Below are 18,054 nucleotides of genomic sequence, written 5' to 3'. Positions count from 1 at the left end.
TATACAATGAGATGATCGCTAACGAGTGCGACGCGCGTCCCCAGGCTGCCTCGGGGCGCGCGTCTCGGTTTGGGAAGAGGACCACTTGCCCGCTAAGGACCTGAAGTCCACAACGCTCAGCTCGCTCTTCTGGAAGCTCTTCGAGCAGGGCGGCACCGCCGTGGTCACGCTCGTGGTCCAGGTGGTCATGGCCCGCCTGCTCTCTCCGGCGGAGTTCGGCGTCCTGGCGATCATGCTCGTCTTCGTGAACGTGGGCAACGTCATAGTCCAGAGCGGCCTCAACACCGCCATCATCCAGGTTCCCGACGCCAGCGAGGCCGACTTCGACACCGTCTTCTGGATGAGCCTCGCCATCTCGGTCGTGCTCTACGTGGCGGTCTTCTGCCTCGCCCCGGCCGTGTCCTCCTTCTACGGCATGCCGCAGGCCGTGACCCCGCTGCGCGTGCTCGTCCTGGTGCTCGTGGTCAACGCCTACAACTCGATTCAGGAGGCGATCGTCGCCCGTCGTCTCGAGTTCCAGAAGACCTTCCGTGCGACGGTCACGGCAGGGGTCGTCTCGGGCAGCGCCGGCGTCGTCGCCGCCCTCCTGGGCGGCGGCATCTGGGCTCTCGTCGTGCAGCAGCTGCTGCAGCAGGCCTGCAAGTGCCTGGTGCTCGCCCTCCAGATCCCCTGGAAGCCGAGGCTGCGCTTCGAGCGCGACCGTGCCCTGCTCCTGTTCTGCTTCGGTTGGAAGCTCCTCGCCTCGGGGATTCTCGAGCAGGGCTACCAGAGCCTCTCCGACCTCCTCATCGGCAAGGTCTTCTCCAGCTCCGAGCTCGGCTACGTCTCGCAGGGCAAGAAGTACCCCTTCGCCCTGGGCGCGATGCTCGACGGCGCCATCCAGCCCGTCATGCTCTCGGCCGTGGCCCACGTGCAGGACGATGCCGCGCGGGTCAAGCGCCTCGCCCGCAGGGCCCTCAAGACCTCCACCTACCTCATCGTCCCCGCCATGACGCTCTTCGCCGCCGCCGCGACGCCGGTCGTGCGCATCGTGCTGGGCGAGGCGTGGCTCCCCAGCGTCCCCTTCGTCCAGCTCTACTGCGTCGTGTACGCCATGCTCCCCATCCACACCACCAACCTGCAGGTGCTCAACGGCATGGGGAGGAGCGACCTCTTCCTCAGGCTCGAGGTCGTCAAGAAGGTGGTGGGCATCGCGGTCCTCTCCTTCACCACCTTCGTGCTCAGGGACCTCCACGCCATCGTGAGCGGGTACATCGTGGTCGCCCTCCTCTGCACCTTCATCAACGCCTCGCCCAACAAGCGGGTCATCGGCTATGCCTACCTCGAACAGGTGCGCGACATCTGCCCCGCCTTCCTGCTCGCCCTCGCGGCCGCGCTCGTCGCCTGGCCCGTCTCTCTCCTGGGCCTCGGCGACCTGCCCACGATCCTCCTCCAGGGCGTGGCCATGCTCGTCGCGTACGTCGGCCTCTCCGCCCTCTTCCGCGTGGAGGAGTTTTTCTATCTCCTTGACACGCTGCGAGAGCTTAGGATGGGAAGGGCCGGCTGATGGGCGCGGCCATGCCAGCGCCCGGGTTCGTCAAAGTGCACGCAAGGTTTGGAGAATTCGCATGTCTGCTAAGACGATATTGGTGACGCGCTCGTCGATGCCGCCGCTGGACGAGTACGTGCGCGAGATCGCGCCGCTCTGGGAGTCGCACTGGCTGACCAACATGGGCGAGAAGCACCAGCAGCTCGAGGCTGAGCTCGAGTCCTTCCTGGGCGTGCCCAACGTGGCCCTCTTCACGAACGGCCACTCGGCCCTGGAGTGCGTGCTCGAGGCCATGGACCTGCACGGCAAGGTGATCACGACGCCGTTCAGCTTCGCCTCCACCACCCATGCCCTGGTGCGCAAGGGCCTCACGCCCGTCTTCTGCGACATCAGGCCGGACGACTACACCCTCGACGCCTCGAAGCTAGAGGCACTCGTCGACGACGAGACCTGCGCCATCCTGCCGGTCCACGTCTACGGCAACCTCTGCGACGTCGACGCCATCCAGGAGGTGGCGGACCGCCATGGCCTCAAGGTCATCTACGACGCCGCGCACGCCCTGGGCGTGAGCAGGGACGGGGTCTCTTCCGCGTCGTTCGGCGACGCCTCGATGTTCTCGTTCCATGCTACGAAGGTGTTCAACACCATCGAGGGCGGCGCCATCTGCTTCCGTGACCCGAGCCTCAAGCCCCTCCTCGAGCAGTGGAAGAACTTCGGCATCACCGGCACGGAGTCCGTGGAGTACGTGGGCGGCAACGCGAAGATGAACGAGTTCTGCGCCGCCATGGGCATCTGCAACCTCCGCCACCTCGGGGAGGAGATCGCGAAGCGCGCGCGCGTCGTGGGACGCTACCGCGAGCGCCTCTCTGAAATCGGCGGCCTGACGCTCTGCGCGGGACAGCCGGGCGTCACCCCCAACTACGCCTACCTCCCCGTCCTCTTCGACCCCGAGGCCTTCGGGGCCACGCGCGACGACGCGTACGAGGCCCTCATGGCACGCGACGTGCACACGCGCAAGTACTTCTTCCCCCTCATCAGCGACTACGCCTGCTACGCGGGGCGCTTCGACTCGTCGCTCACGCCCGTGGCCCAGAGGGTCTCGAGCCGCGTCCTCACCCTCCCGCTCTATGCGGACCTCGCCCTGGAGGACGTCGACCGCATCTGCGACGTCGTCCTCTCCGTGAGGGTGGGGTAGATGGAGCAGAGCCCGCTGCTGAGCGTCGTGGTATCGGTCTACAACCACGGCGGCTACGTCGAGGAATGCCTGCGCAGCATCGCCTCCCAGAAGGTCGACTTCCCCTTCGAGGTGCTGGTGGGGGAGGACTGCTCCACCGATGACAGCAGGGAGGTGCTGCGAAGGCTCGAGCCCGAGCTGCCCGACTGCTTCACCATCCTCTATCGCGAGCACAACATGGGGGCTGTGGCAAACGGCGAGGACCTGTACGCGCGCGCGAGGGGCCGCTACCTCGTCGACTTCGAGGGCGACGACTTCTTCACCTACGACGGCAAGCTCGCCGAGCAGCTACGCTTCCTCGAGGGGCATCCCGACCACTCCGCCGTGTACACCAACTGCCTCGTCGTGGACGCGCTGTCGCGACCCAACGGCGAGCGCTATCCCGAGTGCGTCGACGACGAGTACAGCTACCGCGAGAACTTCTACTACTGCCTCCCCGGACAGAGCGGGACCCTCATGTGCCGCAGGGAGGAGTACTTCGCGGCTCGCGACCGATTCAACGAGCTCAAGGGGTACGACTTCTACCCCGGCGACCGCCGCAACGCCTTCCTCTTCCTCACCATGGGCAAGGTGCGTTGCGTCCAGGAGCGCTGGAGCGCCTACCGCCACGTCAGGAAGGGTGGCTCGAGCTACTCGGCCACCAGGCAGAAGGACGCGGCCTTCGCGAGGAACGAGGTCCTCTATGGCAAGGCGCTCCTCGACTACGCCCTGTGCTACGGGGACGAGGAGGCCCAGTCCTGGGCGCGCCTGACCTGCTATCGCCTGCGCTTCAAGTGGAGCCACGGCTCCAGGAGGGTCGAGCGCATGGGCGAGGTGCTCCGCGACGCGCTCCGGGAGAGGAGCCCCCTCTCGCTGGTCCTCGCCCAGCCGCGCTGGTATGCCGGGCTGCTCGCGAGGGTGCTCAGGGGGCGCAGCATCAACCTCTAGCCCGCCGCTGCCTAGGCCTTGGAGTTGCTCGCCTGCGCACGCGAGTAGACGAGGTTGATGGCGCGCGCAACGGGCGTGGGCCAGAACCTCTCGAGCATCCTGAGGTCCTCCTCGGTGCGCGTGTTGTCCCGTATGAGCGCGCTCGTCTCCGAGCCCTCGTGGATCCTGTGGTGCATGAGCACCTCGCGGTCGTAGACGAAGCTGCCCTCGAGGCGGGAGAAGCGCTCCCACGCGTCCCAGTCCAGGTTGCTCCTCATGTCGGTCCGGAAGGGCGGGTTGGGAAGTAGGGGGAGGTTGAGGGTCACCGAGGGGCAGCAGATCGCCGAACCAAGCGAGAGGACCCTCCGCTTCGTGCGCAGGTCGTCCGCGGACCCCGACCACCCGATGGGGGAGAGGAGCCGGCGCTTCACGCGGAGCAGGCGGTTGTCGTCCACCTTCCGTCCCTCGCGCAGCTCGCCGTAGTTCGTGAAGAAGATCAGCGGCCGCTCCACCGCGGCCATGCCGCCGAGCATGTGCTCGGCGTAGCCGGGCTCGTAGGTGTCGTCCTGGTGCGCGAGGGTCAAGAGCGGGGTCTGCGACTGGCTTACGGCGAAGTTCCAGTCGCTCGCGATGCCCGGCTCGGCCTCGTTTGCGCGGAGCTCGAGCCCGTAGCGCCGGGCCACCGAGCGTATGTGCTCGTTGGGCGTGGAGGTGGACACGAAGACCCTCGTGCGCACGGTCTGCGCCAGGAGGGACTCCACGCACTCGGCGAGGTAGGGGCTCTCGCCGTACGCGAGCACGGCGAAGCTGTGGTCATCGCTGGTGAGCAAGGGCGCCTCCCAAGGCCTTGCCCGTCCCCGGTGTCGCGCACGGGCTCGCGCGCGGCGTGGCATCAAGGAGGGCTCGTGTGAACTCTCTGGTACCGCCCCCGATCCCACGGCACCTTAGTCTAAAATAAAACGATAGCATCATCCTGGCAGGGGGTCTATTTGCCAGCAATGAGAAAGGACTTCGCCATGAAGAAGCGACGCAGCCCGATTCTGGCGGCGACCGTGCTGGCTTCGTTGGCACTCTCGCTTGCCGTACTGGTCACCCCGGCGCATGCCGCCTCGTACAACAACGTGTACCGCATGTACAACCCCAACTCCGGGGAGCACTTCTACACGGTGCAGCTCCCCGAGGCGAAGCACCTGCTCCAGGTGGGCTGGCGCTGGGAGGGCGTGGGCTGGGTGGCGCCCGCCACGTCCGGCACTCCCGTGTATCGTCTGTACAACCCCAATGCGGGCGACCATCACTACACCACCAGCGTGGAGGAGCGCGACCACCTCGTCGAGCTCGGCTGGAACAACGAGCCGGTGGGCTGGTACTCGGAGGAGTCCTCGAACTCGAAGGGCATGCTGAGGGAGTACAACCCCAACGCGAAGAGCGGCGCCCACAACTTCACCACCTCCCGCGAGGAGCACGACTACCTGGTTGGGCTGGGCTGGAGGGACGAGAGCGGCGAGGGCTATGCCTGGCGTGCCTCCAACAGGGATGCGGCTCCCATCGAGTCGTTCTCCGTCCAGAGTCCCGCCTGGGGCAGCCTGCAGACCGTCACCATTGGCAAGGACGCCAACGTGGCGAAGCGCGTGGACGTCCCCGGGGCCGCCTCCACGAAGGAGACGAGGGATCCCTACGTCGCCCGCGTCAGCTGGTCCGGTCACACGGCCTACCTGAACCGCATGAAGGCCGAGGCCGAGCAGATCGGCAGTCCCACCGAGTACTTCCTCGCCTGCGACTACGACCTCTGCCGCGTCACGGTGCTCGAGCGCAAGAACGGGAGCTGGGAGGTCATCAAGACCTGGAACGCAAACATGGGCTGGAACACCTTCACGGGCGTCTGGCACATCAGCCACAAGCGTATCTGCGACTGGAATCACGATTACTTCGGCAAGGGCTACAACGATTGGGCGAGCTGCTACGTCGAGTCCTTCTTGCCCCGCGATACGGGTCATCTTCAGTATGTTGGGGGCAAGGGCTACGACGACGGGCAGACCATCCACTCGACGGGCTACGAGAGCACGGGCTACGACAACACCGGCTGCATCGGCCTCCTGTGGGAGAACGCCAAGTGGGTTTACGACAACGCTGCCCGCAACGTCGCCCCGAGCGACGAGAACGCCTATCACGGAACCAGCCAGGGGACGACGGTCTACGTCTTCGGACGGAAGAGGTCTTAGATGAGCTATTCCTGCTTTGGAGTCAGGCGCAGCCTGCTGGGGCTGATCGCCCCCGTCGCTCTGGGCGCCGCCCTCGCGCTCACTCCCGCGATCGCCCGGGCCGAGGAGCCCGCCGTCGCGGCGGCACAGGGCCCCGAGGTCGTCGCCACCTCCCAGGCGACAGAGTCGGCGCCGTCCGACTCCGTCGTGGGCGAGGCCCCTGCGGCCGTGACAGGCGCATCGGAGGCAGGCTCTCCTGCGGCAGCTCCCACAGTGGGAGCCAGCGAGACGGCGACGGAGCCGGAAGATGCGCCGACGCCCGTGGAAGAGGGGAAGGGGGACGAGCCCAAGCAGATCGTCTCAGATGATGCGCAGGCCAGCGCTGCCACGCCTTCCCCCTCGTCAGAGGATGCCTCCAATGCGGGCGACCCTGCGATGGTGGACGCCTCCGCCAACCCCGCGGGCGACGAGACGGCCAAGGAGACGGCGGGCGAGCCCGCCACGGATGGGGCAGCCGCCGATAAGAAGGCTGCGGAAGCCGTCGCGCCAGCCACCGAGGCGGATGCGAGCGCCTCCGACGCCAAGGCGAGCGCCGCAAAGCCGGACGTGGGCGACCAGCTTGCAAAGGGCATTGCGACGGCCAGCTCCCCCGATGGTGCGAGGTCGCCGCTGAAGCTCTCCAAGCTTGCCGTGGAGAAGCAGCCCGCGAAGGCCCAGGAGGCGGATGCCAAGGCGAAGACGGAGCCCGCGCCCAAGAAGGCGGCGGAGTCCGCGCAAAAGAAGGAGGAGGAGGCATCGAAGCCGGCGGTCAAGTACGCCAACATGTACCGCCTGTACAACCCCAACTCCGGCGAGCACTTCTACACCTCCGCGCTTGGGGAGGCCAGGCACCTCTTCGAGCTCGGCTGGCGTTGGGAGGGCGTGGGCTGGGTCGCCCCCGAGACGTCCAAGGCACCCGTATATCGCCTCTACAACCCCAACGCGGGAGACCACCACTACACCACCAACAAGGGCGAGCGAGACCAGCTCGTGAGGCTTGGCTGGAGGAGCGAGGGCATAGGCTGGTACTCCGACCTCGACAAGGACTCCGTGAGCGTCTGGCGCCAGTACAACCCCAACGCGAGGAGCGGCGCGCACAACTTCACAACCAGCACCGTCGAGAAGGACCACCTCGTGAAGGTGGGCTGGCGCGACGAGAAGATCGCTTGGAACGCGTCCAACCAGGACGTGCGGGCAATCAAGGGCTTCTGGGCGGTCTCCTCGGCCTGGGGGAGCAGGGAGCGCTACTGGGTCGGCGCCGACGCCGACATCGCCCGCTCGCGCTTCGTCACCCCGAGCGAGGGTGCTGGCTACTATGCCTACGCAAAGTCGGACGGCAAGATCTCTCGCGGCAAGGTCAAGGTCGGCTCGAAGGTCCTCCTCTCCAACAACGAGGGCAAGCTGACCACCCAGACCTCCTGGCTCATCACCAAGGTATACGACGGAGGCAACCAGCGCTACTACCTGGCAAAGGACACGGGAGACGGCTACTCCTACGCGAAGACGGGCTTCTTCAAGGCTGCCCTCGAGGGGACCACGACCCAGCTCTGGTTCTTCGGCCATCCGTCCCAGGGTTACGTGACCCGTGGCGCGTATCGCGCCAGCAACGGCGTGATCGTCTCCGACTACGTCAATGGCTCCCTTGCCGAGAACTACGAGAAGCCCGGCATGGTCGTAAGCAAGCGCTACGATGGCCAGCCCCAGCGCTATTACCTCGAAAAGGCCAAGGACGGCCACCTGTATGCCCGTGTCGGGAAGTTCAAGGTCGGCAAGACCGACTACTACGGCAGGGAAGACACCGGCTACGTCGTCCGTGGCTACTACATCAACCCCAAGGGCGAGGCCTACTTCGGCGACAACGACGGCAAGCTCACGAGCGGCTGGCTCTCCGCCGCCGGACTGCGGGCGTGGCGTCGCATAGCGAACTACGGCAGTGCGACCCAGTACATCCTCGTCGTGGACTCTGACGCCTGCAAGACCTTCGTCTTCCAGGGGAGTGCCGGCCGTTGGGTTCCGAGGTTCGAGTGGCTGGCTGGGGTCGGCCTCACGAAGTACAACAACGGCAACGGGACCCCCAAGAGCGAGTACTACACCCTCGGTGGCGACAACGCCAGCTACAACGCCAGCGGCAACGGCGAGTGGAGGCGCTACTACTACGAGAAGGACGACCTGTACTACTTCTCGGGCTTCGTGCTCGACTGTGGCTTCCACTCGACCATCCCGAGCCTTGGGCCTGCGGAGAACCAGGTCGGTCGCAAGATCTCGCATGGTTGTGTCAGGCTGCTCATACAGAATGCCAAGTGGATCTACGACAACTGCGCGCGGGGCACGCGCGTGGTGAGCTACTAGCTCGTCAGAAGCAGGGGGTGGCGGGGCTGTCGGGAGGAATCCTGGCAGCCCCGTTTCTTGTGTCTACACGCCTTATTGAGGACGTACCACGTCTGTCCGTGGGAGTGGCGTCGACTACCTTGCCACCTTGCGCCTGCCCACAAGGCAGAGCGCGAGGCACGATGCCAGTCCGGCGAGGCTCATCAGGCAGCCCACGCCCAGGCCGGCGGGCGTGAAGCCGAGCTGGACGTGGTGGTCGCCTGCGGGCAGGAAGAAGCCGACGAAGCCGTAGTTCGCCCTGAAGCTCTCGACCTCGCTGCCGTCGACCAGCACCTTCCATCCGTCGGCGTGGGGCACGGCGACGCAGGCGACCGCATTCGTCTTGGCAGACGCGCTGGCCTCGAGCGAGCCGTCCGTGGCTCGCGTGAAGTCCCCGAAGTCCGCTGCCCCGTCGCCCTCGTCGGCTCCGGGAAGCCTGCCTGCCTGTTCCGTGGAGGCCACCTCGTCCGGGACGATCACGGCCCTCTCCAAAAGGGCGCGCCTCTCGCCCGCATCGGGCAGCGCGTTGGCCTCTCCCTCGCTCACGACCGCCTGGCGCAGGCTGCCCAGGGAGCTCGCCTGGGCGTTCTCGTACACGTAGACGCTGCCTATGCGCTCGCGCAGCGACGCCCAGCTCGATCGCATCGGCTCCTTCGAGAGCACGTAGCGCAGGTTGAGCAGGGCGGGCACCCCGTCGGCGTCCGGCGCGTGCCTGTAGGCGTACTCCATTATGCTGCCCTGGCCGTAGGCCTCGGGCCACAGCCTGTCGAGGAACTCCCTGAGGTCGCTGTCTATGGTGCTGTTGTAGGTGGTGGCGGAGGGGTACGACTGCGCCAGCGAGTCGTTGTAGTGCGTCCAGTCCACGTACAGCTTGTCCACCCTCCAGACTCCCGGGTCCTCCTCCCTTAGCTTGTCCAAGGCGTCGAGCGTGTCCTTGTCCTTGGCGCCAAGGCTCGGCATGGCGTCTGGCTCCAGCGTGCCGCGCAGGTTGGTCACGAAGAAGGCGTCGCCCACCGAGGAGGCGAGGAGGGCGGCGACCAACGCGGTCTGGGCAAGACGACTCGCCCCGTCCCAGCCGGACCTCCCCACCGCCCACAGGCTTCCGGCGACGCACGCCGACGCCGCGGCGAAGAGCAGGCAGACGAGCCTGCCGTTGAGGGTGTGCGCGAGCGACCAGGCGACGACGAGAGCGGTCAGGGCCAGGGAGGCGAGAAGGAGGGGGCGTGACGTGCGCCCGGCAAGCACGCGCCTCTCCACCGCCACGGACATGGCGAGGCAGACGGGGAGGGCGAGGACGAAGCTGCTTCGGTAGTTCACGTACGCCATCGCGTTGAGCAGCGTGGGCAGGAGCTGGTCGAAGAGGTAGAGGGCGACGAGGAGCGCGGCGAGCGTGCAGAGGACGCGCTCCCTGCGGCTCCCCTCGTCATGGAGCCAGGAGAAGAACTGCCCGAGGAGCATGAGGCAGCCGGCGGAGTAGCCCAGCGCCGGGAACTCGTAGGCGAAGCCACGCTGGAAGTTCGTGCTCGCGAGGTCGACCACGTCGGGGGTGAAGCCCACGGCGCCCGTGTTGACGAGCCCGCTTCCAAGGAAGCGGCTGAGGACGTAGGGCAGCCAGTTCGCGGGCACCGGCGCGAGGGCGGCCGCGAGGCGCGCGGGCAGGGGGGAGCCTCCCGTGACGCGGCCCGTCTCGTTGAGGAGGAAGAGGGCGTAGGGCAGGAAGAGCACGCCCGAGAGCAGCAGCCCGCAGGCGACCGCCGCAGCGACCCACGCCAGCCCCTTGAGGTACGCCGCCACCCCGGGAGACTTGACGTGGAAGGGGAGGCGAAGGAGCACATAGAGCGCTGCCGCGACGAGCGACATGAACGCCGTGTAGGCGCTCCAGCCCACTGCCACTGCCACGACGGCGGAGACGAGCAGGAGGCGCACCGACGTCCGCCTCTGCATGAGGAGCTCGAGCACGAGGACGAGCGCCGTGAAGACGACGAAGGCCGACCCCAGCCAGTAGTGCTGCCCCCAGAGGACGAGGTAGCCGGAGAAGGCATAGAGGAGCGAGCTCAGCACGCGCGCCAGCCTGCTGTCACAGAAGCCCACGAGGAGGTGGTCGAAGAGCAGTCCGGCACAGACTATCCTGAGGGCCTGCACCACGACCAGCACGAGGGCGAGCCTTCCCTCCCCAAGCGCGAGGCCAAGGGGCACTAGGACGAGGTTGAAGGGGTCGAAGAGCCAGGACTGGAACGAGGTGACGCCCGTTCCCAGGCCGTAGTCGAAGTTGAAGGAGAGGGCCGACCCCTCCCTCACGCGGCCGATCAGGTTGAGGTAGAAGGGGACGTACTGGTCTATGGTGTCCGTCCCCGCGTCCCCCGCCCCATACACGAAGAGCCTGCCGCCCATGAGCATGGCGCCATACACCAGGGCGACGCCCAGCGCGAGCCCGCAGCAGAGGACAGCCAGCTCGCGTGCGTCGCGCCTTCCCGACACGTCCCCCTCCCGCGCGAGGAGGCGCGGCGCGAGCGACGCGAGGAGGAGCGAGAGGGCGGAGATGGGAAGCTCGAAGGCGTAGTCGGCCCAGTTCAATGGGATGCTCCTCTGAGGAAGGGGGACGCGGATTCATCACTGCTATCATATTCTCCATCCGACTGTCCATGCGGTGATGGGAGCGCGCAGTGTCAGAAGACCGACATCGTCTGGTCGTGCTGGGGTCGATGGACGAGTTCGTCCCGCTGGTGAGGAAGGCCCGGGAGCGCGGCTGGCACACGATCGTCTGCGACGGGTATCCCAACACCCCCGCAAAGCTGATTGCCGACGAGTCGTACGACGTCGACCCGCGCGACGCGGACGCCGTGGCGCGCCTCTGCGCCGAGGTCGGCGCCGACGGCATCGTGAGCTCGTACTCGGACCTGCTCGCGGAGTGCTGCGCGAACATCGCACAGCGTGCTGGGCTGGGCTGCCCGCTCCCTCCCGACCGCCTCGCATACCTGCGTGACAAGTCGCTCATGAAGGGGATGTTCGACGAGCTGGGGATTCCCTATCCCAAGACCGCCAGGGTGAGGAGGGGACACGTCCGCGAGGACCTCGAGGGCATGGGCTTCCCCTGCGTGACGAAGCCCGCCGATGCCTGGGGGTCGCATGGTGTGAGGGTCTTGGGGGACGCGCGGGAGGTGGAGGCCACCTACGACGAGGTGGCCGGCTACTCGGACGCTCCCTACATCTTCGTCGAGGAGTATGACGACGGGCTCGAGTTCAACCTCATGTCGTGGGTCGTGGACGGCCGCCCCGTCGTGCTCGAGGTCGCCGACCGGGAGAAGAGCGACGACGGCGAGGCGACGGTCCCCTGGGTGAGCCGCATCGTCTACCCCAGCGCGCACACGGACGACGTCCTGGGCGAGGCGACGGAGATGCTCCAGAAGGTGGCAGGCTACGTCGGGCTCCTCAATGGCCCCCTGTGCATGCAGTTCTTCTGGGCCCCCGGCAGGGGCGTCAGGGTCTGCGAGTGCGCGGGACGCATCTTCGGCTATGAGCACGAGCTGCTCGAGTACGCGAGCGCCGGGGCCGTCTGCGTCGAGGACCTCCTGCTCGACAACGTCTATGACCCCGTCGCCGTCTCGTCCCGCCTCGAGGGGCATGACCCCCACCTGGCCGACGTCGCGGCGGGCCTCTACTTCCACGGAAGGGACGGCCGCGTCGCCTCCGTGGGTGGGCTCCCCGACGAGTCCGACCCCCTCGTCAAGGAGACGATCGTCTACTACCGGCCCGGGGAGATCATCTCGCACCAGGTGGGCGACAAGCCCTATGCCGCCCGCGTGTACCTCTGCTCCCCAGACCGCGGGGAGCTCGACCGCAGGACCGACGAGCTCTTCCAGAGCGCGAGCATGACCGACGGGCAGGGGAGGGAGCTCCTCCTCAGGAACCGGCGGAAGGCCCCGGAGGGCACCGCCTAGGCTGCCGGCCCCACGATGCGTCCCCTCTCGCCCAGTTCACGAAGACACCAGGAGTTCACAGGATGATTGACTTCAACGTACCCCCCTACGTGGGAACCGAGATGCAATACGTGAGGGAGGCGGCGGAGAGGAACCACAAGATCTGCGGTGACGGCCCCTTCTCGCTCAAGTGCCACAAGTGGATGGAGGAGCGCTTCGACGCGGAGAAGGTCCTCCTCACCACCAGCGGGACCTCCGCCCTCGAGATGGCCGCCGTCCTCTGCGACCTCGAGCCGGGCGACGAGGTGATCCTGCCGAGCTTCACCTTCTCGTCCACCGCCACGGCCTTCCAGGCCGTGGGCGCGACCCTCGTGTTCGTGGACATCCGACCCGACACCATGAACATGGACGAGGAGAGGGTCGAGTCCGCCATCACCGAGCGCACCCGCGTGATCGTGCCCGTGCACTACGCCGGAGTCTCCTGTGAGATGGACCGCATCATGGACATCGCCCGCAGGCATGGCCTCCTCGTCGTCGAGGACGACGCCATGTGCTTCATGATCAGCTACCACGGGCGGGCGCTCGGGACCATCGGCACCTTTGGCTGCTACTCCTTCCACGAGACCAAGAACTACTCCATGGGCGAGGGCGGCGCCATCGTGATCAACGACCCCGCCTACATCGAGAGGGCCGAGATCATACGCGAGAAGGGCACCAACCGGCAGCGCTTCTTCCGCGGGCAGGTGGACAAGTACACCTGGGTGGACCGCGGCAGCTCCTACCTCCAGAGCGACCTCAACGCGGCCTACCTGTGGGGCCAGCTCCAGGCGGCGGACCAGATCAACGACGACCGCCTTGCCACCTGGCATGCCTACCGGGACGCGTTCGCGCCCCTGGCCGAGGGGGGGCTCGTGGAGCTTCCCGTCGTCCCCGAGGGCTGCGTCCACAACGCCCACATGTTCTATCTCAAGTGCCGCGACCTCGGGCAGCGTCAGGAGCTCATCGCCCACCTCAAGAAGCGTGGGGTCATGGCCGTCTTCCACTATATCCCCCTGCACAGCTCGCCTGCTGGCCTGCGCTTCGGTCGCTTCGACGGCGAGGACCTGCACACTACGAGCGAGAGCGAGCGCCTGGTGCGGCTTCCCCTCTACTTTGGCATGTCCGCCACGGACCGCGACGTGGTCATCCGCGCCGTGCTCGACTTCTTCGAATAGGGGCACCCATGGAGCAGAGGGTCGCGCTCGTCACGGCAATAGGGTCCTTTTCGGCCGAGGCAGTGGTCCAGGGGCTGCACGACCAGGGCGTCAGGGTGGTGGGCGTGGACGTCTACCCACGGGAGTGGGTGGCGCAGAGCCTCTTCGTGGACTCCTTCCGCCAGGCCCCCTTCGCCTCGTCCGAGGCGAAGTACTCCGCCTTCGTGCGGGAGGTCTGCGCCAGCGAGGGGGTGGGGCTCCTTCTCCCCCTGACGGACGTCGAGGTGGACTTCTTCAACGCCCATCGCGACCTGCTGGCTGACTTGGGCACGAAGGTGCTCATCTCCCCGGCGTCCGCGCTCGCCCTCTGCCGCGACAAGCGTGCGATGGCGGAGTTCCTCAAGGGGTCGAAGTCCGGCGTGCGGGGCATCCCCACCGTCCCCCTCGCACCCCTGGACGGGCGCTATCCAGGGCATCCCGTGGTGGTGAAGCCGCTCGACGGCAGGAGCAGCCAGGGTCTCACGCGCGTGAGGGGGCCGGAGGACTGGCGTGCGGTCTGCCCTCCCGACCCCGAGCGCTACATCGTGCAGCCCCTCGTCGAGGGGCCGGTCGTCACCGTGGACGTCGTCCGCGACCAGTGCGGATCGGCCGTCGTCGCCGTCCCGCGAAGGGAGCTCCTGCGCACGCCCAACGGGGCGGGAACGTCGGTGCGCATGTTTCACGACGACGCGCTCGTTGCCGCCTGCCAGGGGTTGGCGGACGAGCTTGGCGTGGTGGGCTGCGTCAACTTCGAGTTCATAGAGGAGGCGGAGGGGGCATACCGCTTCCTCGAGTGCAACCCGCGCTTCTCGGGCGGCGTGAAGTTCAGTTGCATGGCCGCGTACGACTGCGTCGCCAACCACCTGAGGGCACATCTCGGCGAGCCCATCGCGGGGCTGGGGGAGTACGAGGACTGCTTCATCGCCCGCAGGTATAGCGAGTTCGTGACGTCGAGGCCCTGACGTTCGTCCTGCCGTTCTGGTGCCTTCGTGCCCGTTTGGCCAGCACGCGGTGCCTTGTCCTACACTCTTGGGGCGCAACCATCCCGCCCCATACTTGAGAGGTGCTCATGCAAGAGACAGTCAGCTCCGGAAACTTCACCTTCACTCCCACGTCCATCGAGGGAGTGACCGTCGTCGACTGCAAGTCCTATGGTGACGCCCGCGGCTACTTCATGGAGACCTACAAGCGCTTCGACTTCGTGGCGGGCGGGATCGACGCCGACTTCGTCCAGGACAACCAGAGCTCCTCTACCCAGGGTGTGCTGCGTGGCCTCCACTTCCAGATCGACCACCCCCAGAGCAAGCTGGTCCGCGTCGTGGAGGGGGAGGTCTTCGACGTCGCCGTCGACCTGCGCGAGGGCAGCCCGACCTTCGGCAAGTGGGAGGGCGTGGTCCTCTCGGCCCAGAACCACCGCCAGTTCTTCGTCCCCCGCTGCTTCGCGCACGGCTTCTACGTGCTGAGCGAGACGGCGGTATTCTGCTACAAGTGCGACGACGTCTACCATCCCAACGACGAGGGCGGCCTCATGTGGGACGACCCGACGATAGGGGTCGAGTGGCCCCTGGTCGAGGGCGTCGAGGTCAACCTGTCCGAGAAGGACACCAGGCATCCCAGCTTCTCCGACTACTGCTCTGCCCGCGGCATCGCCCGCTAGCGAGGGAAGGAACGCCCATGAAGATTCTGGTAACCGGCTCCCACGGCCAGCTGGGCAACGAGCTGCGCCGCCTCATCAAGGAGGGCCATTCCGAGATCGGGCCCATTCCCGAGGCCTACGCGGGCGCGGACGTCGACTACATAGACATCGAGGACCTGGACATATCCGATGCGGCGGCCGTCGACTCCTGGTTTGACGCCCATGGGCCATACGACCTCGCCATCAACTGTGCCGCGATGACCAACGTCGACGGCTGCGAGGCCAACTTCCCGACCGCCTTCGCGGCGAACGCCCTGGGTCCCATGAACCTCGCCCGCGCCTGCTCGCGACAGGGGGCGACGCTCGTCCAGGTCTCCACGGACTACGTGTTTCCCGGCAACGTCGAGGGCGAGCGCCTCGAGTCCGACGTCCCGGCGCCCATCAGCGCCTATGGGCGCTCGAAGCTGGCGGGGGAGGGCCTTGCCCTCGCTGCCAACCCCAGGACCTTCGTGCTCCGCACGGCCTGGCTCTATGGCTACGTGGGGAAGAACTTCGTGAAGACCATGCTGCGCCTCGCCGAGACGCACGACCGGGTGACCGTCGTCGACGACCAGATGGGCAACCCCACCAGCGCGAACGACCTTGCGCACGAGATCCTCTCGCTTGCGGTGACTGGGGATTACGGCATCTACCACTGCACCAACGAGGGCACCTGCTCCTGGGCCGACTTCGCCCAGGCGACCTTCGAGGAGTTTGGCAAGGGTTGCGATGTCGTCCGCTGCACGAGCGAGGAATACAAGCGGGCCAACCCCGCCTCCGCCGACCGTCCCCGCTTCTCGGCGCTCAGGAACGCCCATCTGGAGGCGACCATCGGCAATCAGATGAGGCCGTGGAGGGAGGCGCTGCGCTCCTATCGCCAGAACTTCGACGAACTTGCCGGATAAGCCCATGGGCGTGGCGCACGATCGCGGGACGCATGATGGCCTGGAGAGGTGCGGACGCAGGACGAGCATGGCGTTTGTGTTCGTCTCTGCACGTGATGGCCTGCGTCCGTAGAATCTAGGGAAGAGAGACCGCCCGAAGTTGGCCAGCTTCCCGATCAACGCTTGGAGGAACCCCCTTGAAGACCTACCTCGTCACCGGCGGCGCCGGATTCATCGGATCGAACTTCGTGCTGTACATGCTGCGCAAGCACGACGACATCCGCATCGTCAACGTGGACGCCCTCACCTATGCGGGCAACCTCGAGAACCTCGCCTCCATCGAGGGCGACGACCGCCACGTCTTCCTGCACGCGGACATCCGCGACGAGAAGGCCATGAGCGACGCCCTCGCCACCTACCAGCCCGACTACGTGATCAACTTCGCCGCCGAGAGCCACGTGGACCGCTCCATCGCGAACCCCGGCATTTTCGCCGACACCAACGTGATGGGCACCGTGAACCTGCTCAACTGCTGCCGCGCCGCCTGGGACGACGGCAGAGGCGGCTTCGGCGACCATCGCTACCTGCAGGTGGGCACGGACGAGGTCTACGGCACCCTTGCCATCCCTGAGAAGACCAACGCGGACGGCAGCCCCGCCGACCCCGAGCACACCGACTACTTCCGCGAGACCACGCCGCTCAACCCGCACAGCCCCTACAGCGCGTCCAAGACCTCGGCCGACCTCTTCGTCAAGGCCTATCACGACACCTACGGCTTCCCTGCGGTCATCACGCGCTGCTCCAACAACTACGGGCCCTTCCAGTTCCCCGAGAAGCTCATCCCCCTCATGATCCACAACGCGCTGAACCACAGGGAGCTTCCCGTGTATGGCGATGGGCTCAACGTGCGCGACTGGCTCTATGTGGACGACCACTGCAAGGCCATCGACATGGTCGCCACGGGAGGCCGCCTGGGCGAGGTCTACAACGTGGGCGGACACAACGAGCGCGCCAACATCTACATCGTGAAGACGATCATCGCCGAGGTGGCCAAGGTCACGGGCGACGAAGCCGTGAACGAGGGGCTCATCCGCCACGTCACCGACCGCGCCGGGCACGACCGCCGCTACGGCATGGCGCCGGACAAGATCCGCGAGGAGCTGGGCTGGTACCCCGAGACCCCCTACGAGGAGGGCATCGTGAAGACCATCCGCTGGTACCTGGACAATCCCGAGTGGGTCGACCACGTGACCAGCGGCTCTTACCAGGAGTACTACGCGAGGATGTACGACGGCAGGTAGGGTTCGCTTCCCAGGGGGCTGATTTGTGGGGCATTCCGTGGGAATGCCCCATTTTCTTGGGCCCGCACGATTGTTGCCCAGAACCTCATGGCAATGGGGTACACTAGCTCTTGTGACTAGGTGTCACAATGTATCGCGCGACAGCGCAGCGCTTCGCCCCTCGGGGCAAGAAAGAAAGGCACGACATGGCACAGGGTACTGTTAAGTGGTTCAACCCCGACAAGGGCTATGGCTTCATCTCTCGCGAGGATGGCGACGACCTGTTCGTCCACTACTCCGAGATTCAGATGGACGGCTTCAAGACTCTGGACGAGGGCCAGGCTGTCGAGTTTGACATCACCACCGGCCAGAACGGCAAGCTCCAGGCTTCCAACGTTCACAAGATGTAAGTGCCCTGCAAAACAGCAGGTAGAAGGCTTGCATAAAGCTTTCGCGCCCCAATTCGCCCATCATGGCGGGTTGGGGCGCTTTCTTGCGTCGTGATTCCGTCCATCCGTCGGCTAGGCGACGCTCACGACGTCGAACGCGTGCGACTCTCGCAAACCTGTGACGTCGAACGCGCGCGCCTCTCGTCTCAAAACGTCGAATGCGTGATAGTTGCATCCCAAAGCGCCCAACGCGTGCCAATTTCGTCCCGAAGCGCCCAACGCGTGCGTTTCTTGCCCCAAAGCGTCGAACGCGTCTGAGACAATCGCGCCAACTGGGCAAACGCGGTGGCCTCAGACGCGTCGGACGCTTTCGCCGTTTCGGGGGACGCGTTTGACGTTGTCGGC

General features: G+C 66.4%; 14 protein-coding genes. 12 read left to right on the top strand and 2 right to left on the bottom strand.

All coding sequences use genetic code 11. The features are described from left to right. The first annotated feature begins 85 nt into the window (after positions 1–85). From ACMPH2_RS00215 to ACMPH2_RS00205, 3 genes are all read left to right on the top strand, one after another. Positions 86–1,546: a lipopolysaccharide biosynthesis protein gene (locus ACMPH2_RS00215; RefSeq protein WP_417118305.1), complete on the top strand. Its 1,461-nt coding sequence runs from the start codon at positions 86–88 to the stop codon at positions 1,544–1,546. A 61-nt stretch (positions 1,547–1,607) separates the two neighbouring features. After that, positions 1,608–2,723, top strand: a complete 1,116-nt coding sequence (locus ACMPH2_RS00210) for a DegT/DnrJ/EryC1/StrS family aminotransferase (RefSeq protein WP_072499478.1) — start codon at positions 1,608–1,610, stop codon at positions 2,721–2,723. Beyond that, positions 2,724–3,689: a glycosyltransferase family 2 protein gene (locus tag ACMPH2_RS00205; RefSeq protein WP_417118304.1), complete on the top strand. Its 966-nt coding sequence runs from the start codon at positions 2,724–2,726 to the stop codon at positions 3,687–3,689. An 11-nt stretch (positions 3,690–3,700) separates the two neighbouring features. Here ACMPH2_RS00205 and ACMPH2_RS00200 read toward each other — a convergent pair whose 3' ends face one another. Further along, entirely contained in the window at positions 3,701–4,498 is a 798-nt protein-coding gene (locus ACMPH2_RS00200; RefSeq protein ID WP_072499479.1) for a glycosyltransferase family A protein, read from the bottom strand. A 186-nt stretch (positions 4,499–4,684) separates the two neighbouring features. On the opposite strand from ACMPH2_RS00200, the gene ACMPH2_RS00195 reads away from it, so the two are divergent. Both ACMPH2_RS00195 and ACMPH2_RS00190 read left to right on the top strand, forming a co-directional pair. After that, a complete protein-coding gene (locus tag ACMPH2_RS00195) occupies positions 4,685–5,887 on the top strand; it encodes a L,D-transpeptidase family protein (RefSeq protein ID WP_417118303.1) in 1,203 nt (400 codons plus the stop codon). Continuing rightward, complete coding sequence (locus ACMPH2_RS00190; protein ID WP_417118302.1) at positions 5,888–8,254, top strand: L,D-transpeptidase family protein; 2,367 nt, start codon at positions 5,888–5,890, stop codon at positions 8,252–8,254. Between the two features lie 114 nt (positions 8,255–8,368). Here the strand turns inward: ACMPH2_RS00190 and ACMPH2_RS00185 are convergent, their stop codons facing one another. Beyond that, positions 8,369–10,846: a YfhO family protein gene (locus ACMPH2_RS00185; RefSeq protein ID WP_417118301.1), complete on the bottom strand. Its 2,478-nt coding sequence runs from the start codon at positions 10,844–10,846 to the stop codon at positions 8,369–8,371. A gap of 89 nt (positions 10,847–10,935) precedes the next feature. Between ACMPH2_RS00185 and ACMPH2_RS00180 the strand changes: the two genes are divergently transcribed. The 7 genes from ACMPH2_RS00180 (at position 10,936) to ACMPH2_RS00150 (ending at position 17,670) form a co-directional block, all read left to right on the top strand. Next, positions 10,936–12,210 carry an ATP-grasp domain-containing protein gene (locus ACMPH2_RS00180; protein WP_417118300.1) on the top strand — a complete coding sequence of 425 codons (1,275 nt, stop codon included), beginning with the start codon at positions 10,936–10,938 and terminating at the stop codon, positions 12,208–12,210. A 62-nt stretch (positions 12,211–12,272) separates the two neighbouring features. After that, positions 12,273–13,403, top strand: coding sequence for a dTDP-4-amino-4,6-dideoxygalactose transaminase (rffA, locus tag ACMPH2_RS00175; protein WP_417118299.1), 1,131 nt, complete (start codon positions 12,273–12,275; stop codon positions 13,401–13,403). Positions 13,404–13,411: 8 nt separating this feature from the next. Beyond that, the gene (locus tag ACMPH2_RS00170; protein WP_009279015.1) at positions 13,412–14,383 is read left to right on the top strand and encodes an ATP-grasp domain-containing protein; all 972 of its coding nucleotides are present in this window, start codon (positions 13,412–13,414) and stop codon (positions 14,381–14,383) included. Positions 14,384–14,490: 107 nt separating this feature from the next. Further along, positions 14,491–15,078 carry a dTDP-4-dehydrorhamnose 3,5-epimerase gene (rfbC, locus tag ACMPH2_RS00165; RefSeq protein ID WP_417118298.1) on the top strand — a complete coding sequence of 196 codons (588 nt, stop codon included), beginning with the start codon at positions 14,491–14,493 and terminating at the stop codon, positions 15,076–15,078. 17 nt (positions 15,079–15,095) lie between these two features. Beyond that, the gene (gene rfbD / locus ACMPH2_RS00160; RefSeq protein ID WP_417118297.1) at positions 15,096–16,001 is read left to right on the top strand and encodes a dTDP-4-dehydrorhamnose reductase; all 906 of its coding nucleotides are present in this window, start codon (positions 15,096–15,098) and stop codon (positions 15,999–16,001) included. Between the two features lie 176 nt (positions 16,002–16,177). After that, on the top strand, positions 16,178–17,281 hold the full coding sequence (rfbB, locus tag ACMPH2_RS00155; RefSeq protein WP_417118296.1) for a dTDP-glucose 4,6-dehydratase: 1,104 nt from the start codon (positions 16,178–16,180) through the stop codon (positions 17,279–17,281). Positions 17,282–17,466: 185 nt separating this feature from the next. Continuing rightward, on the top strand, positions 17,467–17,670 hold the full coding sequence (locus ACMPH2_RS00150) for a cold-shock protein (protein ID WP_040656760.1): 204 nt from the start codon (positions 17,467–17,469) through the stop codon (positions 17,668–17,670). Positions 17,671–18,054: the final 384 nt, after the last annotated feature.

The organism is Olsenella phocaeensis, from assembly GCF_048189965.1.
Taxonomy (GTDB): Bacteria; Actinomycetota; Coriobacteriia; order Coriobacteriales; family Atopobiaceae; genus Olsenella_I; species Olsenella_I phocaeensis.
This window is presented reverse-complemented; position numbering and strand designations above follow the sequence as displayed.